This window comes from Pseudomonas sp. GW821-FHT07F01, from assembly GCF_059418825.1.
In genome coordinates, this window is sequence record NZ_JBWKQO010000006.1 from 709,339 (window position 1) to 725,411 (window position 16,073).

A 16,073-nucleotide genomic window follows, 5' to 3' on the forward strand; every position below is an offset into this window, starting at 1 on the left:
TGGCAAGCCAGCTCCTACGGGGCTGGAATGCAGGAGGCCGCTTGCCGGCGAAGGGCTTTTCAAGAACCAACCCGGTGCGCGGCGCCTGGGGCTGGTGCACTAACATGTAACGAAACGTTAGTGACTTGGTGCAGTCTTTCAGTCATCTCCTGTACTCGTTTTTATTCCCGTCAAAGGACTGCAATGCTCAATTCCCTCAAGCAAGAAAAGTTTCTACTGCTTGCGCTGCTGGCCGCCGTGGCCGCCTATCCGCTTGAACATCTGTTGCTGGGCAGTGGCCAGGGCATCGCCCTGGGCGCCGGGCTGGTGCTGATCGGCTTTATCGTCATGGCTTCGATGCGCGTCGCCCACCACGCTGAACTGCTGGCGGAAAAGGTCGGCGACCCCTACGGCACCATGATCCTGACCCTGGCCGCGGTGCTGGTGGAAGTGGTGATCCTGGCGATCATGATGAGCAACGAAGCCTCGCCGACCCTGGTGCGCGACACCATCTACTCGGCGGTGATGCTGGACATCAACGGCATCCTCGGCCTGGCCGCGCTGATGGGCGGCATCAAGCATGGCGAGCAGCCCTACAACGACGACTCGGCGCGTACCTACAGCGTGATGATCCTCACCGCCATGGGCGTGTCGATGGTGGTGCCGGAGTTCATCCCCGAGGCCGACTGGAAGGTCTACTCGGCCTTCACCATCGGCGCCATGGTGGTGCTCTATACCCTGTTCCTGCGCATGCAGGTCGGGCCGCACAGCTATTTCTTCAGCTACAGCTACCCGGAAAAACGCCGCAATAAAGAGGCCCAGGAACAGCCCCATGCCATCAACCTGGCCTGGAGCATCGGCATCCTGGTGTTCGGGGTGGTGGTAATCGGCGCCCTGGCCGAGGTGATGTCCAAGACCCTGGACCTGGGCCTGGAAGGCACGGGCGCCCCGCCGGTGATCACGGCGATCCTGGTGGCGGCGATTTCCGCCGCGCCGGAAATCCTGACCGCCCTGCGCGCCGCCCTGGCCAACCGCATGCAGTCGGTGGTCAACGTGGCCCTGGGCGCTTCCCTGTCGACGGTGATCCTCACGGTGCCGGTGATGGAGGCCATGGCCTTGTACACCGGCCAGCCCTTCCAGATGGCCATGACCCCGGTGCAGACGGTGATGGTGTTCATCACCCTGATCGTCAGCGCGATCAACCTCAACGACGGTGAAACCAATGCCATAGAAGGCATGACTCACTTCGTGCTGTTTGCGACCTTCATCATGCTGTCGCTGCTCGGTCTTTAAAGGGGTTGCGCCGACTGGATAGCGCAGCGAAAGCTGACCCCGGGGGCATTCCAGGCCGCGAGTGCGCCCCAACGCCAACGGCGGACGGTGCTGGCCGAAGGAGAAAAGGTCGGGTCGTTGGCAAACTTGTTGTTGGCGCCCCGTTGCGCTCGATAAATGCCTGTTTCAGGCCCTTGCGGGTTCTCCACGGGAGATTCGCGGTAGTAGTGTTTGTCGTACCAGTCGTTGACCCATTCACTGGCATTGCCGGTGAGGTTGTAGAGGCCCAGCGGGTTAGGCACAAACCTGTCCACGGCGAAGGTTTCGTTGTCGTCAGGCGCCGGAAAGTTGCGGCCATAGTCCAGATTGCCGTTGTCGGTCGCGAACATCACCGGCTGGCCACGGTTGCGCGCCGCATATTCCCATTGGGCCTCGGTCGGAAGATCCACGGCATAGCCGCTGAGGTCTGCCAGCCAGCCACAGTAATCCTTGGCCTCTTGCCATTTTCGAGACGCCGGGGCGGGCAGGTTTTCCTGGTAGAGGTGTTTCATGTCGGCGCGGTTGCGCAGTGCCGCGTCGAATTGCGGCCGGCCTTGCGCCAGGAAGAACAGATCGAAATCGCCCAAGGTGGTTTGCAGCGAGGACAGGTAGTAGCTGCTCAACTTGACCGGGTGAACGAAGTCGTCATCGATGTCGAGGCTGATCCGTTCCATGTTTGCCGGGTCCACGCCACAGGGCCATTGGCACAAGGCCTGTGGGTCGAAGCCACGGGGCCAGCCGAAATCCCCCATCTGGAATTCGCCACCTTCAATCAGCACCATGTTGTCCATCGAACGCACGACGGTGTTGAGCACCGCATCGCGGACTTGCGGGGACAGGTCCGGGTATCTGCGGCTGATGGTCGAAGCAATGTCTGCAACTTTTTCAGGTGACAGCACTTTGCTGGCGGGGCCTGCAACCTCCTGTTTCCCACAGCCCGAAATCAGCAGCGCGACGCAGAGCGCCAGTCCGTGCTTTTGTTTCACGTAATGTCCCTATAACGGTTCGGATGAGGGCGGCAAACTAACATGTTTCCTCCCTCTGATACCGTCAACGCACAGGCGAGGGATACGCTCCCTCGCCGTGGGCGCCAAAGATCAGGTGCCGGCGATCAGTTGCCGGGCCGCCTGGCTGTGATCGGCGATCAGGTTTTTCAGATCCAGCCCTTCGACCTGGCCATCAATCACCCGCCACTTGCCGCCAATCATGACCCGGTCCGCTCGATCCGCAGCGCACAACAGCAGCGCTGAAACCGGATCATGGCTACCCGAGAAACGCAGTTCATCGAGCTTGAACAACGCCAGGTCTGCCTGCTTGCCTACCGCCAGTTCGCCGATGTCGGTACGGCCCAACAGGCTTGCCGACCCCTGGGTCGCCCAGCCCAGTACACGCTCCGGGGTGATCTTTTCGGCGCCGTAACGCAGGCGCTGGATGTACAGCGCCTGACGCGCTTCGAGGATCATGTTCGAGGCGTCATTGGACGCCGAACCGTCCACGCCCAAGCCGAACAGCGCCCCTGCATCGGTCAGCTCGATGCTGGGGCAGATGCCGGACGCCAGGCGCATGTTCGAACTCGGGCAATGGCAGATGCCGGTACCGGCTTGGCCGAGGCGGGCGATCTCATCCGGGTTGAAGTGGATGCCGTGGGCCAGCCAGGTACGCGGACCAAGCCAGCCGACGCTGTCCAGATAATCCACCGTGCGCAGGCCGAAACGCTGCAGGCAGAAGTCTTCTTCGTCGAGGGTCTCGGCCAGGTGAGTGTGCAGGCGCACATCGAGCCCGTTGGCCAGTTCGGCGCTGGCCGACATGATTTCCGGGGTCACCGAGAACGGCGAGCACGGTGCCAGGGCGATCTGGATCTGCGCACCGTCGCCACGCTCGTGGTACTCGTGAATCAGGCGCTGACTGTCGTCGAGAATCACCTGGCCTTCCTGCACAGTCTGTTGCGGTGGCAGGCCGCCGTCCTTTTCGCCAAGGCTCATCGAGCCGCGGGTGAGCATGGCGCGCATGCCCAGTTCACGCACGGTTTCGACTTGCACGTCGATGGCGTTTTCCAGGCCGTCCGGGAACAGATAGTGATGGTCGGCGGCGGTGGTGCAGCCGGAGAGCAGCAGTTCGGCCAGTGCCACTTTGGTCGCCAGGGCGAGTTTTTCCGGGGTCAGCCGGGCCCAGACCGGGTACAGGGTCTTGAGCCAGGGAAACAGCGGCTGGTTGACCACCGGCGCCCAGGCGCGGGTCAGGGTTTGATAGAAGTGATGGTGGGTGTTGATCAGGCCCGGCAGCAGCACGTGCTCGCGGGCATCGAAGACCTGCTGGCAGGGGCTTGCAGGTTGCTGGCCGAGGCCCAGCACTTCAACGATCAGGCCGTCTTGCAGCACCAGGCCGCCACGGGCGTCGAGGGCATTGCCGGTGAAGATGGCCAGGGGATTTTTTAACCAGGTACGGATCGCAGGCATGGTTGCCGGCTCCTCTGAAAGTGGGTTCAGGTTAGCCAGCTCAGTGATGCCCTGTCTGCTGATCCAGGGTCGCCGCAAGGGGCGAGGTGCGCAGTCTAGCGAAAGATTTGCCGGGGGACAAAACTTGCATTTTGCCCCCCGTTCCAGAGCCTTCGCTGGCCTGTGCAAGGGCTGCCCGGGGCAGCCGCGGCCTTACCAGGGGATGGTTTCGCCTTTGTAGTTGACGAAGTGATGACCGCCCTTGCCGGTGTAGGCATTGACCTGGGCGATCAGCCCGCGGGTGCTGGTCTGCACATCGATATCGGCGCCTTCGCCGCCCATGTCGGTCTTCACCCAGCCCGGGTGCAGCGAAAGCACGGTGAGCTTCTGCCCCAACTGGGTCACGAAGCTGTTGGTCATGGAGTTCAGCGCGGCCTTGCTGGCCTTGTACAGGGCCAGCTCCGGCGCGTCGGGCATGGTCACGCTGCCCAGCACCGAACTCATGAACGCCAGCACGCCGCTGTCCTTGCGGATCTGCCCGACGAAGCGCTGGGCCAGGTTGATCGGCGCCACGGCGTTGGTGAAGAACAGTTGGCCGACTTCGGCCAGGGTCGCCTGGCCCGGCAACTGGTTGTCCGGGCCCTTGACCCCGGCGTTGACGAACAGCAGGTCGAACACCTGGTCCTTGAGCTTCTGGCTCAGGGCAATCACCGCTTGCTGATCGTCCATGTCCAGTTGCTCGATCTGCACCTTGCCCAGGGCTTGCAGCGCCTCGGCCTTGTGCGGGTTGCGCACGGTGGCGGTGACCTGCCAGCCGTCTTCCAGCAGGCGCTGGACCAGGCCGAGGCCCAGGCCCCGGGAGGCGCCGATGATCAGTGCGGTTTTTGCCGTGGACATGATGAGGTTCCTTGATAAGTGAGGATCACGGATTCAATGGACAGGCTTGCCCCAGTCGCAGTTGCAGCACGGGGCGTAACTGGCCCGGTTCTCCGATGCGCAAGCATGGGGCTCGAAAGGGCTGACCCTGAAGCATACTCCAGGCTTTGGCCTGCGCGCTCCTTGAATCGATGGCGCGACATCTATGTGGACCACGCCCTGGCTCACGCAGCCACGGCATTGATCGGGGTGATCCTGTTCTTCGAGCTGGCCTGGTGCGTGGCCCAGTTGCTGCCGGTGCGAGCGGCTGCCGGTAAGGCCCCGGCAGCCATCTAGTGTCCCGACTGCCACGGCTGGCCGAGGGACACCGGTGCATACAGCCGGGTGCGCAAGGCATCCCGGGATAGCAGCACCAGCACCAGGATGGTCGCGGCATAGGGCAGCATCGCCAGCAGGTTGGAAGGAATCGCCAGGCCCAGGCCCTGGGCCACCAGGTGCAGGATGCTCGCCAGGCCGAACAGGTAGGCGCCGAGCAGCAGCCGCCACACCCGCCAGCTGGCGAATACCACCAGCGCCAGGGCGATCCAGCCGCGTCCGGCGCTCATGTTCTCGGCCCACATCGGGGTGTAGGCCAGGGACAGGTAGGCCCCGGCCAGCCCCGCCATGGCGCCGCCGAACAGCACCGCGAGCGTGCGCACCCGCAGTACCGGCAGGCCCATGGCGCTGGCGGCGTCTGGGTTCTCGCCGACAGCCTGGATGATCAGGCCGACCCGGCTTTTGAGCACCACCCAGGCCACCAGGGCGAACAGGGTGAAGGACAGGTACACCAGCAAATCCTGGGCGAACAGCATGCGACCGATCAGCGGGATCTCGCTCAGCAGCGGCAGCGCCAGCGGTTCGAAGCCGGCCAGGGGCTTGCCGACCCAGGCCGCGCCGACAAAGCTCGACAGGCCGACCCCGAAGATCGTCAGCGCCAGCCCGGTAGCCACCTGGTTGGCGGTGAACACCAGGGCCACCAGGGCGAACAGCGCCGCCAGCAGCATCCCGGCGGCCATCGCCAGCAGCACCCCGAGCCACAAATGGCCGCTGTTGAGGGCGACGATAAAACCTATCACCGCGCCGAACAGCATCATGCCTTCCTGCCCCAGGTTGAGGACGCCGCTCTTTTCACAGATCAGTTCCCCCAGGGCCACCAGCAGCAGCGGGGTGCCGCAGCGGACCATGGCGTAGAGAATATTGCTCAGCAGATCGATATCCATCACAGGGCTCCGGCGGTAGCAGTGGCGCTGGCGTTACGGCGCACCCAACGCAGGTTCAGGCGCGGGCGATAGAGAATCAGAACGTCGCTGGCCAGGAGGAAGAACAGCATCATTCCCTGGAACAGCTGGGTGATGGCCTGGGGCAGGTTGAGGCTCATCTGCGCGCTCTCGCCACCGATGTACAGCAACGCCATCAGCAGGCTGGAAAACACAATGCCGATGGGGTTCAGGCGGCCGAGAAAAGCCACGGTAATGGCCGCGTAGCCGTAGCCGGGAGACACCTGGGGCACCAGTTGGCCGATGGGGCCGGCGACTTCGCAGACCCCGGCCAGCCCTGCCAGCGCACCGCTGGTCAACAGCGCCAGCCAGACCAGGCGCTTCTGGCGAAAGCCGACGAAGCCGGCGGCACGCTGGTCCAGGCCGAGCACCCTGATCTGGAAGCCGACAAAGCTTTTCTGCAGCAGCACCCAGACCGCCACCAGGGCCAGCAGGGCGAAGTACACCCCGGCGTGGACCCGGCCGTCTTCCATCAGCAGCGGCAGGCGGCTGGCGTCGCCGAACATCGCCGACTCGGGAAAGTTGAACCCGGCGGGGTCTTTCAACGGGCCATGCACGCAGTACAGCAACAGGTTCAGGGCGATGTAGTTGAGCATGATGCTGGTGAGGATTTCATTGGCGTTGAAGCGGGTGCGCAACCAGGCGGTGAGCCCGGCCCAGGCAGCCCCGGCCAGGGTTCCGGCAAGCAGGATCAGCACCAGCGCCCAGCGGCTTTGCAGTTCGATGAGATTGACCGCCAGGGCGCTACCGACCAGGGCCCCGAGCAGCAATTGGCCCTCGGCGCCGATGTTCCACACCCGCGCCTGGTAGGCCACCGCCAGGCCCAGGGCACAGAGCAGGATAGGTAGCGCCTTGACCAGCAGTTCGGACACACCATACAAGTCGCTGACCGGGGCGATCAGCAGGGTGTGCAAGGTTAGCCAGGGGTCATGCCCCAGGGTCATGAACAGCAGGGAACCGCAGCCCAGGGTCAGCAGCGCCGCCAGCAGTGGCGAGCACCAGAGCATCAGCCGCGACTGGCGGCCACGGGGTTCGAGTGAAAGCAGCATGGACAGCTCCGTTAAATCGCCAGTGCAGCGGGTGAGGGCAGGGAATCGGCGTGGCCGGCCATCCAGCCGCCAACCTCCACCAGCGAGGTGTCGGCGCAGGCCTTGAGGGGCGATAGGCGTCCAGCGCACAGGGCCGCGAGGCGGTCGCTGATCTGGAACAGCTCGTCCAGGTCTTCGGAGATCACCAGGATCGCCGCGCCGGCATCGCGCAAGGCGATCAGTGCCCGGTGGATAGTGGCGGCGGCCCCTACATCCACGCCCCAGGTCGGGTGCGCGGCGATCAGCAGGCGAGGCTGCTGGAGGATCTCGCGGCCCAGGATGAATTTCTGCAGGTTGCCGCCGGACAGGCTGCGGGCCGGGCTCTGGGAACCGGCGCTCTTGACCCCAAAACGCTGGATGATGCGCTCGGCCAGTTCCCGCACCTTGCGTCGCTGGATCAGCCCGTGGCGCACCAGGCCCTGTTGAAAGGCGCTGAGCAGGGCGTTGTCCTCCAGGCTCAGTTCCGGCACCGCGCCGTGGCCCAGGCGTTCGGCGGGAACGAAAGCCAGGCCGCGCTGGCGTCGGGCGTCGGGATACAGATGAGCCACCCCCTGGCCGGCGAAACAGATACATTCGGCTTCGCCACGGGGCAGGCGCTGTTCACCGCTGAGCAGGGCCAGCAGTTCGTCCTGGCCATTGCCGGCGACTCCGGCGATGCCGACGATCTCGCCGCTGCGCAGGCGCAGGTCGATGTTCTTCAGTGAGCAGCCGAAAGGATCGGGGTTGTCCCAGCTGAGGTTGTCCAGGCGCAGGAAGTCGTTCGTGCCGCGGGCTTTCGGGTAGTCGGTGATCATCGCTGCCGCGTCCCCCACCATCAGCCGCGCCAGCTCGCGATCCGAGCACTGCGGCGGCCTGCAGTGCCCGGCCACCCGGCCCGCGCGCAGCACCGTGGCGCTGTGGCACAGGGCGCGCACCTCGGCGAGCTTGTGGCTGATGAACAGGATGCTGCAGCCTTCGTCGGCCAGCCGGCGCAGGGTGACGAACAGGTCGTCGGCCTCCTGCGGGGTCAGGACCGAGGTCGGCTCGTCGAGGATCAGCAGGCGGATGTCCTGCATCAGGCAGCGGACGATTTCCACCCGCTGGCGTTCGCCGATGGACAGGCTGTGCACCAGGCGCTGGGGTTCGAGGGCCATGCCGTAACGCTGGGAAACCTCGCGGATTCTGCCTTCCAGCTGGCTCGGCGTACCGGTGCCGGCGCCCATGGCCAGGGCAATGTTCTGCGCCACGCTGAGGGTTTCGAACAGCGAGAAATGCTGGAACACCATGCCGATCCCCAGGCTGCGTGCCTGGGCCGGGTTGTCGATGAGCTGGCGTCGTCCTTGCCAGAGCAGTTCCCCCGAATCGGCCTGGACCACCCCGTAGATGATCTTCATCAAGGTGCTTTTGCCGGCGCCGTTTTCGCCCAGCAACGCATGGATTTCACCCGCAGCGATGTTCAGGTCGATGGCGTCGTTGGCCAGGCAGCCGGGATAGCGTTTGCTGATCCGGCGCAGTTGCAGGCGTGGTGCCTGGCTGCTGGGTGCAGGGTGATTGGACATGACAGGCTCGGCTTCTGGGAGTTGTGCCTGTGGATAAAGCAATTTCCTGGCCAGTGGGTCAGGAAAGCCGGTGGAGCGCTCCCGGGCGGCATCCTGCCTGGCTGACAGGACCAGGGTCCGGGCACCACTTCGGGGCAAGGTGTTTGAAAAGGCGCTGTTTTTGTCCCCAGGCCGTTGCGCAGAAAATGATCAGTTGCCTGCAGACCCTGCGCAATCAGGGGCTGGAGCAGCCTTGCACGGGTTATCCACAGCTTGCTCCACAGTAATTGTGTGCAAGAGCGGCGCTTGGGCATCAGCACCACTGGCTTGCCCGTGAACTGCGATAAACCGGCTTAAGTGGCTGTTTCGCTGTGGAAAAAAGCTTCCTGGGGACGCTTTGGACAAAAAATGAACAAAGCCCGCAAAGCCACGTTGCAGAAGGGTTACAGCGCTATGTGCTCAGCTTATCCACAGTCGGGTGCACAGTAGATGTGGGCAAGTGCCCGGGGCCCTTGCGGGTTATGCACAGGGTGGTCCGGGCCGGGTTGGTGCCTTCAGCGCTGCAAAAGGATGCGCCCGCGGCTGAGGTCCGCCAGCTGTTGCTGCAGGGTATTGATCTGCTCTTCGCCCAGGGCCAGTTGCAGCTCTACGCCGTTGGCGGTGAAGTCTTCCTGGACCAGCAGCCCACCCAGTTCGGCAACCCGCAGCTTGACCAGCGCCAGTTCGCTGAAGCTGCAGGCGCAACGCAGCGGTACGCGGTTGACCAGGGCGATGCGCTCGGCGCCTTGCAGGCACTTGTTGGCGCCGCCGCCATAGGCTCGGGCCAGGCCGCCGGTGCCCAGCTGGATGCCGCCGTACCAGCGGATCACCAGCACCGCCACCTGGTCGCAGTCCTGGGCCTCGATGGCCGCGAGGATCGGTCGCCCGGCGGTGCCGCCGGGTTCACCGTCGTCGTTGCTGCGGTACTGGTCGGCGAGTTTCCACGCCCAGCAGTTATGCGAAGCGTTGAGGTCGCTGTACTGCTGGATGAAGGCTTGGGCCTCGGCCGCGCTGCTGATGGGCGCGGCAAAGGTGATGAAGCGGCTTTTGCGAATTTCCTCGCGGTATTCGCAAAGGCCGGCCAGGGTAAAGGGCATGGGGGTCAGTCTTTCAGTGCAGGTGTCAGGCCACAGCCTTTGAGGATGATGCGGATCAGGTTGTTGCCGGCGTCTTCCATGTCCTGCTTGGTCAGCCGGGTGCGCCCGGTGACGCGGCAGATCTGGGTGGCGAAATCGGCATAGTGCTGGGTGCTGCCCCACAGCAGGAAGATCAGGTGCACCGGGTCTACCGGGTCCATCTTGCCGGCGTCGATCCAGGCCTGGAACACCGCGGCGCGGCCCTGGAACCAGGCGCGGTAGTCCTGGCTGAAATACTCGCTCAGGCACTCGCCACCGCTGATGATCTCCATGGCGAAGATCCGCGAGGCTTGCGGCTGGCGGCGGGAGAATTCCATCTTGGCGCGGATGTAGCGGGTCAGGGCTTCGGCCGGATCATCTTCGGCGGTGAGGGTGTTGAAGGTGCTGTCCCAGAGTTCGAGGATGTTGCTCAGCACCGCGATGTACAGCCCCAGCTTGTTGGTGAAGTAGTAGTGCAGGTTGGCTTTGGGCAGGCCGGCCTTCTGCGCGATGGTGTTCATGCTGGTGCCTTTGAAACCGTGACGGGCGAACTCGTCCTCGGCGGCCTGGAGGATGGCCTCTTCATTCTTCTGCCGAATGCGGCTGGCGGGTTTGCCGGGGTGAGGAGCGCTGTGGGCGGGGACTTCAAAGGTCATGGAGGTTTCCGAGCAAGTCTGTGGGTGCAACCTGTGCGTTGATAGCGCACCCACGTGGATCAGACAAGCCTTGGCGCTACAAAAGCCTCAGTGGGCCCTCAGGGTGTCGTTTTCCGGAATCGGATTTGCGTCATTCGCCGCGCCCTTGCTTTCCGGCAACAGCAGGCTCATCAGCAAGGCGGTGAGGCCGCCGCTGGTGATCGCCGAATCGAACAGGTTCTGCACCACCTTGGGCAGCAGGTGCAGCAGGTTCGGTTGCGCGGCGATGCCCAGACCGACGCCGAACGAAGTGGCGATGATCAGCATACTGCGCCGGTCCAGCGGGGCCTGGGCGAGGATCCGTACCCCGGCTGCGGCGACGCTGCCAAACATCACCAGGGTGGCACCGCCGAGTACCGGCTTGGGGATCTGTTGCAGCAGCGCGCCGATCAGCGGGAACAGGCCCAGGCAGAACAGGATCAGGCCGATGTACAGGCCGACGAAGCGGCTGGCCACGCCGGTCAACTGAATCACCCCGTTGTTCTGGGCGAAGGTGGTGTTGGGGAAGGCGCTGAAGGTGGCGGCGATCATGCAACTGACGCCGTCCCCCAGGACCCCGCCCTTGAGCCGGCTTATATAGGAAGGGCCGCTGATGGGCTGGCGCGCCAGCATGCAGTTGGCGGTCAGATCTCCCACGGTTTCCAGGGTGCTGATCAGGTAGATCAGGGCTACGGGGATAAAGGCGCTCCAGTCGAAACTGAAGCCGTACCTGAAGGGCAGGGGCAGGCTGATCAACGGCAGGTCCGGCAGCGGCTGGGGCACCAGCTTGCCGCTGAACCAGGCCGCCAGGCTGCCCAGGGCCAGGCCGATGATGATGGCGCTGAGGCGCACCCACGGGGTGTTGCTGCGGTTGAGCAGAATGATGGTCAGCAGCACCAGCAGGCCCAGGCCGAGATTGCCCGGGGCGCCGAAGTCCGCGGCATTGAAGCCGCCGCCCAGGTCGGTGATGCCGACCTTGATCAGGCTGATGCCGATCAGGGTAATGACGATGCCGGTCACCAACGGGGTGATCACCCGGCGCAGTCGCCCGATAAAGCGGCTGAGGACGATCTGCACCAGCGCGCCGAAGAAACACACGCCGAAGATCATCGCCAGGATGTCTTCCGGGCTGCCGCCCCGTTGCTTGACCAGGAACCCCGCCGACAGTACGGCGCCGAGGAAGGCGAAGCTGGTGCCTTGCAGGCAGATCATGCCGGCCCCGATGCCCCAGGGGCGCCGGGCCTGGATAAAGGTGCCGACCCCGGAGACCATCAGCGCCATGCTTATCAGGTACGGCAGGTACGCCGAAAGGCCCAGGGCCGAACCAATCACCAGTGGTGGGGTGATGATGCCGACAAAGCTGGCCAGCACATGCTGCAGGGCCGCCAGCAGCGCGGGCAGCGGTTGCGGGCGGTCGTCGAGGCCGTAGATCAGTTCGCTGGGGCGGGAAGCATCTGGCTGCATGGCATGGAGCTCGGGCTGGGGTTCAAGGTGCCGAGGTCTTTGCAAAAAGCTGTCCAGGTGCTCAGGTTATTTTTTCTGTTTTGCGGTGCGGGCCTTTGAATACGGGGCCTTGTTGGTGAGTGGAGACGCTCTAGCGGGTTGCCGCCAGGCTCTCCAGAAAGCTTTCGAGCACCAAATGAGGGCGCCGGCCCTTGCGCGTGACCGATGCCAGGCTCAGGTCGTAGAAGCGTGACTTGGGCTTGAGGGCACGCAACCGGCCCTGCTGCACCCAGAGGCTGGCGTAGTGGTCCGGCAGGTAGCCGATGTAGCGGCCGGTGAGAATCAGGAACGCCATGCCTTCCCGGTCGGATGCGCTGGCGGTGCAATTCAGCGCCTGATAGTGGGCCTGGATCTCGGCCGGCAGGCGAAAGGTCGGGGCGATGGCGTCCTGGTCGTTGAGGCGCTGGTCGTCCAGTTGCCGGTCATCCACATAGAACAGCGGGTGGCCCACTGCGCAGTACAGCAGCGAGCGTTCGTCATACAGCGGCTGGTATTCCAGGCCGGGCAGGGCACTGGCCTGGGGCACTACGCCGACATGCAGGCGGCCGTCGAGCACCCCTTGCTCGACTTCGTTGGGGGCGATCATGCGGATCTGGATCTGCACGTCCGGGCCACGCTCCTTCAATTGCGCCAGGGCGTGGGTGATGCGCATGTGGGGCAGGGTCACCAGGTTGTCTGTGAGGCCGATGATCAATTCGCCGCGCAGGTGGCGGTGCAGGCCGTTGACCTCGGTACGGAAGCTTTCCAGGGCACTGAGCAGCTGCAGGGTCGACTGATAGACCTCGCGGCCCTCCTCGGTCAGGGAGAACCCGGCGCGCCCGCGCTGGCACAGGCGCAGGCCGACCCGTTGCTCCAGGTCGCTCATCTGCTGGCTGATGGCCGAGCGGCCGATGCCGAGCACGGTTTCCGCGGCGGAGAAACCACCGCACTCCACCACGCTGCGAAAGATCCGCAGCAGGCGGATATCAAAGTCGCTGACTTGCGCCAGCGGGTCGGCTCGACGGCTGCTCATAGTTTAGTGGATGCCAGACTGAAGGTTATTAAAGTTGGATTTCACCGACTTTATAGCCGTGGCAACTTAGCTGCAACAACGCTTTTCATTCCTACGCCGCTTCATTGCCTTGCGAGGTTTTGCTCATGAACATGCCGGAAACCGCCCCTCAGTCCCTGGCCAGCCAGCTCAAGCTCGACGCTCACTGGATGCCCTACACCGCCAACCGCAACTTCCAGCGCGACCCGCGCCTGATCGTCGGCGCCGAAGGCAGCTGGTTGGTGGACGACAAGGGCCGCAAGATCTATGACTCGCTGTCCGGTCTGTGGACCTGCGGTGCCGGTCACTCGCGCAAGGAGATCCAGGAAGCGGTCGCCAAGCAGTTGGGCACCCTGGACTATTCCCCGGGCTTCCAATACGGCCACCCGCTGTCGTTCCAGCTGGCCGAGAAGATCACCGACCTGACCCCGGGCAACCTGAACCACGTGTTCTTCACTGACTCCGGCTCCGAGTGCGCCGATACCGCAGTGAAGATGGTGCGCGCCTACTGGCGCCTGAAAGGCCAGTCGACCAAGACCAAGATGATCGGCCGTGCCCGTGGCTACCACGGGGTGAATATCGCCGGCACCAGCCTCGGTGGCGTCAACGGCAACCGCAAGTTGTTCGGCCAGGCGATGATGGATGTCGATCACCTGCCCCATACCCTGCTGGCCAGCAACGCTTATTCCCGTGGCATGCCGGAGCAGGGCGGTATCGCTCTGGCCGATGAGCTGCTGAAACTGATCGAACTGCATGATGCTTCCAACATTGCCGCGGTCTTCGTCGAGCCTCTGGCCGGCTCCGCTGGCGTGCTGGTGCCGCCACAGGGTTACCTCAAGCGCCTGCGGGAAATCTGCGACCAGCACAACATCCTGCTGGTGTTCGACGAAGTGATCACCGGCTTCGGCCGTACCGGTGCCATGTTCGGCGCTGACAGCTTCGGCGTGACGCCGGATCTGATGTGCGTGGCCAAGCAGGTCACCAACGGCGCGATCCCCATGGGCGCGGTGATTGCCAGCTCCGAGATCTATCAGACCTTCATGAACCAGGCGACACCCGAGTACGCGGTGGAATTCCCCCACGGCTACACCTACTCGGCGCACCCGGTGGCGTGCGCTGCGGGCCTGGCGGCACTGGACCTGCTGCAGAAGGAAAACCTGGTGCAGAGCGTGGCCGAGGTTGCCCCGCATTTCGAGAATGCACTGCACGGCATCAAGGGCACGAAGAACGTGATCGACATCCGTAACTTCGGCCTGGCTGGCGCGATCCAGATTGCACCCCGTGATGGCGATGCCATCGTGCGTCCGTTCGAGGCTGGCATGGCGTTGTGGAAAGCCGGCTTCTATGTGCGCTTCGGCGGCGACACCCTGCAGTTCGGCCCAACCTTCAACAGCAAGCCGCAGGACCTCGATCGCCTGTTCGACGCGGTTGGCGAAGTGCTGAGCAAGCTCGACTGATTCGATCCTTCTTATATAGAAGCGGGCGCGAAGTGTTTCGCGCCTGCGCCTTCCCTCTTTCAGGAGTCCCCGCATGAGTCTGATCCAACACCTGATCCACGGTGAGCTGGTAAGCGACAACGGTCGCAGCGCCGACGTATTCAACCCGTCCACCGGTCAGGCGATCCATAAAGTGCCGCTGGCCAGCCGTGAAACCATCCAGCAAGCCATCGACTCGGCCAAGTCGGCATTCCCGGCCTGGCGCAATACGCCACCGGCCAAGCGCGCCCAGGTGATGTTCCGCTTCAAGCAATTGCTGGAGCAGAACGAAGCCCGTATTGCCAAGCTGATCAGCGAAGAGCACGGCAAGACCCTGGAAGATGCTGCTGGCGAATTGAAGCGCGGTATCGAGAACGTGGAATACGCCTGCGCCGCGCCGGAAATCCTCAAGGGCGAGTACAGCCGTAACGTGGGCCCTAACATCGACGCCTGGTCCGACTTCCAGCCGCTGGGCGTAGTGGCCGGCATTACCCCGTTCAACTTCCCGGCCATGGTGCCGCTGTGGATGTATCCGCTGGCGATCGCCTGTGGCAACTGCTTCATCCTCAAGCCTTCTGAGCGTGATCCAAGCTCGACCCTGCTGATTGCCGAGCTGCTGCATGAAGCCGGCCTGCCCAAGGGCGTGCTGAACGTGGTTCACGGTGACAAAACTGCGGTGGACGCGCTGATCGAGGCACCGGAAGTCAAGGCGCTGAGTTTTGTCGGTTCGACGCCGATTGCCGAGTACATCTATGCCGAAGGCACCAAGCGCGGCAAGCGCGTTCAGGCTCTGGGCGGGGCGAAGAACCACGCGGTGCTGATGCCGGATGCCGACCTGGATAACGCCGTCAGTGCGTTGATGGGCGCGGCCTACGGTTCATGCGGTGAGCGGTGCATGGCGATCTCGGTAGCCGTGTGCGTGGGCGACCAGGTGGCCGATGCACTGGTGGCCAAGCTGGTGCCACAGATCAAGGCGCTGAAGATTGGTGCCGGTACTTCCTGTGGCCTGGACATGGGGCCGCTGGTTACCGCCCAGGCGCGTGACAAGGTCAGTGGTTATGTAGAAGACGGCGTGGCCGCAGGTGCGCAACTGGTGGTGGACGGTCGTGGCCTGAGCGTGGCCGGTCATGAAGACGGCTTCTTCCTCGGTGGCTGCCTGTTCGACCGCGTTACCCCGCAGATGCGCATCTATAAGGAAGAGATCTTCGGGCCGGTGCTGTGCATCGTCCGGGTCAACAGCCTGGAGGAGGCCATGCAACTGATCAACGATCACGAGTACGGCAACGGTACCTGCATCTTTACCCGTGACGGTGAGGCGGCACGTCTGTTCTGCGACGAGATCGAAGTGGGCATGGTGGGCGTCAACGTGCCGCTGCCGGTACCTGTGGCCTATCACAGCTTCGGTGGCTGGAAGCGTTCACTGTTCGGTGACCTGCATGCCTACGGTCCCGATGGTGTGCGTTTCTATACCCGTCGCAAGGCGATCACCCAGCGCTGGCCGCAACGCGCCAGTCACGAAGCCTCGCAGTTCGCCTTCCCTAGCCTGTAAGAGTGAAGCGATAAAGGCCGGCCCCTTGGGGCCGGCCTTTGCTTTTATGGGCTTTTCTGACCGATATGACAGAATTATGAAAATAACTGTTGACGGCAGATTCTACAGGTCTATAATTCGCCCCACTTCCGGCGCAGTCGAAACGGAAAACTCCTTGAGATTCAAC

Annotated in this window: 14 protein-coding genes; 4 read left to right on the forward strand and 10 right to left on the reverse strand. The window is 63.7% G+C overall.

Annotated features, from left to right (window positions below; translation table 11 throughout):
• The first annotated feature begins 183 nt into the window (after window positions 1-183).
• Window positions 184-1,272, forward strand: coding sequence for a calcium:cation antiporter (locus AC07R1_RS25005; RefSeq protein WP_011059091.1), 1,089 nt, complete (start codon window positions 184-186; stop codon window positions 1,270-1,272).
• Here AC07R1_RS25005 and AC07R1_RS25010 read toward each other — a convergent pair.
• The 3 genes from AC07R1_RS25010 to AC07R1_RS25020 all read right to left on the reverse strand — a co-directional run bounded on the left by AC07R1_RS25010 (window position 1,269) and on the right by AC07R1_RS25020 (window position 4,622).
• Window positions 1,269-2,276 carry a formylglycine-generating enzyme family protein gene (locus tag AC07R1_RS25010; protein WP_015634030.1) on the reverse strand — a complete coding sequence of 336 codons (1,008 nt, stop codon included), beginning with the start codon at window positions 2,274-2,276 and terminating at the stop codon, window positions 1,269-1,271. The genes AC07R1_RS25005 and AC07R1_RS25010 overlap by 4 nt on opposite strands.
• Before the next feature lie 111 nt (window positions 2,277-2,387).
• The gene (locus AC07R1_RS25015; RefSeq protein WP_194237374.1) at window positions 2,388-3,746 is read right to left on the reverse strand and encodes an 8-oxoguanine deaminase; all 1,359 of its coding nucleotides are present in this window, start codon (window positions 3,744-3,746) and stop codon (window positions 2,388-2,390) included.
• 192 nt (window positions 3,747-3,938) lie between these two features.
• Window positions 3,939-4,622, reverse strand: coding sequence for an SDR family oxidoreductase (locus AC07R1_RS25020; RefSeq protein WP_011059094.1), 684 nt, complete (start codon window positions 4,620-4,622; stop codon window positions 3,939-3,941).
• Between the two features lie 162 nt (window positions 4,623-4,784).
• Between AC07R1_RS25020 and AC07R1_RS25025 the strand changes: the two genes are divergently transcribed.
• Window positions 4,785-4,937, forward strand: a complete 153-nt coding sequence (locus AC07R1_RS25025) for a hypothetical protein (protein ID WP_495111037.1) — start codon at window positions 4,785-4,787, stop codon at window positions 4,935-4,937.
• Here AC07R1_RS25025 and AC07R1_RS25030 read toward each other — a convergent pair.
• From AC07R1_RS25030 to AC07R1_RS25060, 7 genes are all read right to left on the reverse strand, one after another.
• The gene (locus AC07R1_RS25030; RefSeq protein ID WP_019092790.1) at window positions 4,934-5,860 is read right to left on the reverse strand and encodes an ABC transporter permease; all 927 of its coding nucleotides are present in this window, start codon (window positions 5,858-5,860) and stop codon (window positions 4,934-4,936) included. The two genes, AC07R1_RS25025 and AC07R1_RS25030, sit on opposite strands and share 4 nt — an antisense overlap.
• On the reverse strand, window positions 5,860-6,966 hold the full coding sequence (locus AC07R1_RS25035; protein ID WP_011059096.1) for an ABC transporter permease: 1,107 nt from the start codon (window positions 6,964-6,966) through the stop codon (window positions 5,860-5,862). Before AC07R1_RS25035 ends, AC07R1_RS25030 begins: the two co-directional genes overlap by 1 nt.
• Before the next feature lie 11 nt (window positions 6,967-6,977).
• Window positions 6,978-8,543 (reverse strand): ABC transporter ATP-binding protein, encoded by a 1,566-nt coding sequence (locus tag AC07R1_RS25040; RefSeq protein WP_495111038.1) that lies wholly within the window; start codon window positions 8,541-8,543, stop codon window positions 6,978-6,980.
• Between the two features lie 533 nt (window positions 8,544-9,076).
• A complete protein-coding gene (locus tag AC07R1_RS25045) occupies window positions 9,077-9,658 on the reverse strand; it encodes an IMPACT family protein (RefSeq protein WP_103290384.1) in 582 nt (193 codons plus the stop codon).
• A 5-nt stretch (window positions 9,659-9,663) separates the two neighbouring features.
• A complete protein-coding gene (locus AC07R1_RS25050; RefSeq protein WP_011059099.1) occupies window positions 9,664-10,332 on the reverse strand; it encodes a TetR/AcrR family transcriptional regulator in 669 nt (222 codons plus the stop codon).
• Between the two features lie 87 nt (window positions 10,333-10,419).
• On the reverse strand, window positions 10,420-11,814 hold the full coding sequence (locus tag AC07R1_RS25055) for a uracil-xanthine permease family protein (protein ID WP_015634037.1): 1,395 nt from the start codon (window positions 11,812-11,814) through the stop codon (window positions 10,420-10,422).
• Window positions 11,815-11,944: 130 nt separating this feature from the next.
• Window positions 11,945-12,865: a LysR family transcriptional regulator gene (locus AC07R1_RS25060; RefSeq protein ID WP_011059101.1), complete on the reverse strand. Its 921-nt coding sequence runs from the start codon at window positions 12,863-12,865 to the stop codon at window positions 11,945-11,947.
• A gap of 125 nt (window positions 12,866-12,990) precedes the next feature.
• On the opposite strand from AC07R1_RS25060, the gene aptA reads away from it, so the two are divergent.
• Complete coding sequence (gene aptA / locus AC07R1_RS25065) at window positions 12,991-14,340, forward strand: omega-aminotransferase AptA (RefSeq protein WP_011059102.1); 1,350 nt, start codon at window positions 12,991-12,993, stop codon at window positions 14,338-14,340.
• Between the two features lie 73 nt (window positions 14,341-14,413).
• Window positions 14,414-15,907, forward strand: coding sequence for a CoA-acylating methylmalonate-semialdehyde dehydrogenase (locus AC07R1_RS25070; RefSeq protein WP_011059103.1), 1,494 nt, complete (start codon window positions 14,414-14,416; stop codon window positions 15,905-15,907).
• The last annotated feature ends 166 nt before the right edge of the window (window positions 15,908-16,073 follow it).

What these genes read in the sequence shown, in the direction of transcription:
- AC07R1_RS25020 (WP_011059094.1), bottom strand. Translation starts at nt 4,622, where the DNA reads ATGTCCACGGCAAAAACCGCACTGATCATCGGCGCCTCCCGGGGCCTG.
- AC07R1_RS25015 (WP_194237374.1), bottom strand. Translation starts at nt 3,746, where the DNA reads ATGCCTGCGATCCGTACCTGGTTAAAAAATCCCCTGGCCATCTTCACC.
- AC07R1_RS25060 (WP_011059101.1), bottom strand. Translation starts at nt 12,865, where the DNA reads ATGAGCAGCCGTCGAGCCGACCCGCTGGCGCAAGTCAGCGACTTTGAT.
- aptA (WP_011059102.1), top strand. Translation starts at nt 12,991, where the DNA reads ATGAACATGCCGGAAACCGCCCCTCAGTCCCTGGCCAGCCAGCTCAAG.
- AC07R1_RS25030 (WP_019092790.1), bottom strand. Translation starts at nt 5,860, where the DNA reads ATGGATATCGATCTGCTGAGCAATATTCTCTACGCCATGGTCCGCTGC.
- AC07R1_RS25005 (WP_011059091.1), top strand. Translation starts at nt 184, where the DNA reads ATGCTCAATTCCCTCAAGCAAGAAAAGTTTCTACTGCTTGCGCTGCTG.
- AC07R1_RS25035 (WP_011059096.1), bottom strand. Translation starts at nt 6,966, where the DNA reads ATGCTGCTTTCACTCGAACCCCGTGGCCGCCAGTCGCGGCTGATGCTC.
- AC07R1_RS25045 (WP_103290384.1), bottom strand. Translation starts at nt 9,658, where the DNA reads ATGCCCTTTACCCTGGCCGGCCTTTGCGAATACCGCGAGGAAATTCGC.
- AC07R1_RS25040 (WP_495111038.1), bottom strand. Translation starts at nt 8,543, where the DNA reads ATGTCCAATCACCCTGCACCCAGCAGCCAGGCACCACGCCTGCAACTG.
- AC07R1_RS25050 (WP_011059099.1), bottom strand. Translation starts at nt 10,332, where the DNA reads ATGACCTTTGAAGTCCCCGCCCACAGCGCTCCTCACCCCGGCAAACCC.
- AC07R1_RS25070 (WP_011059103.1), top strand. Translation starts at nt 14,414, where the DNA reads ATGAGTCTGATCCAACACCTGATCCACGGTGAGCTGGTAAGCGACAAC.
- AC07R1_RS25055 (WP_015634037.1), bottom strand. Translation starts at nt 11,814, where the DNA reads ATGCAGCCAGATGCTTCCCGCCCCAGCGAACTGATCTACGGCCTCGAC.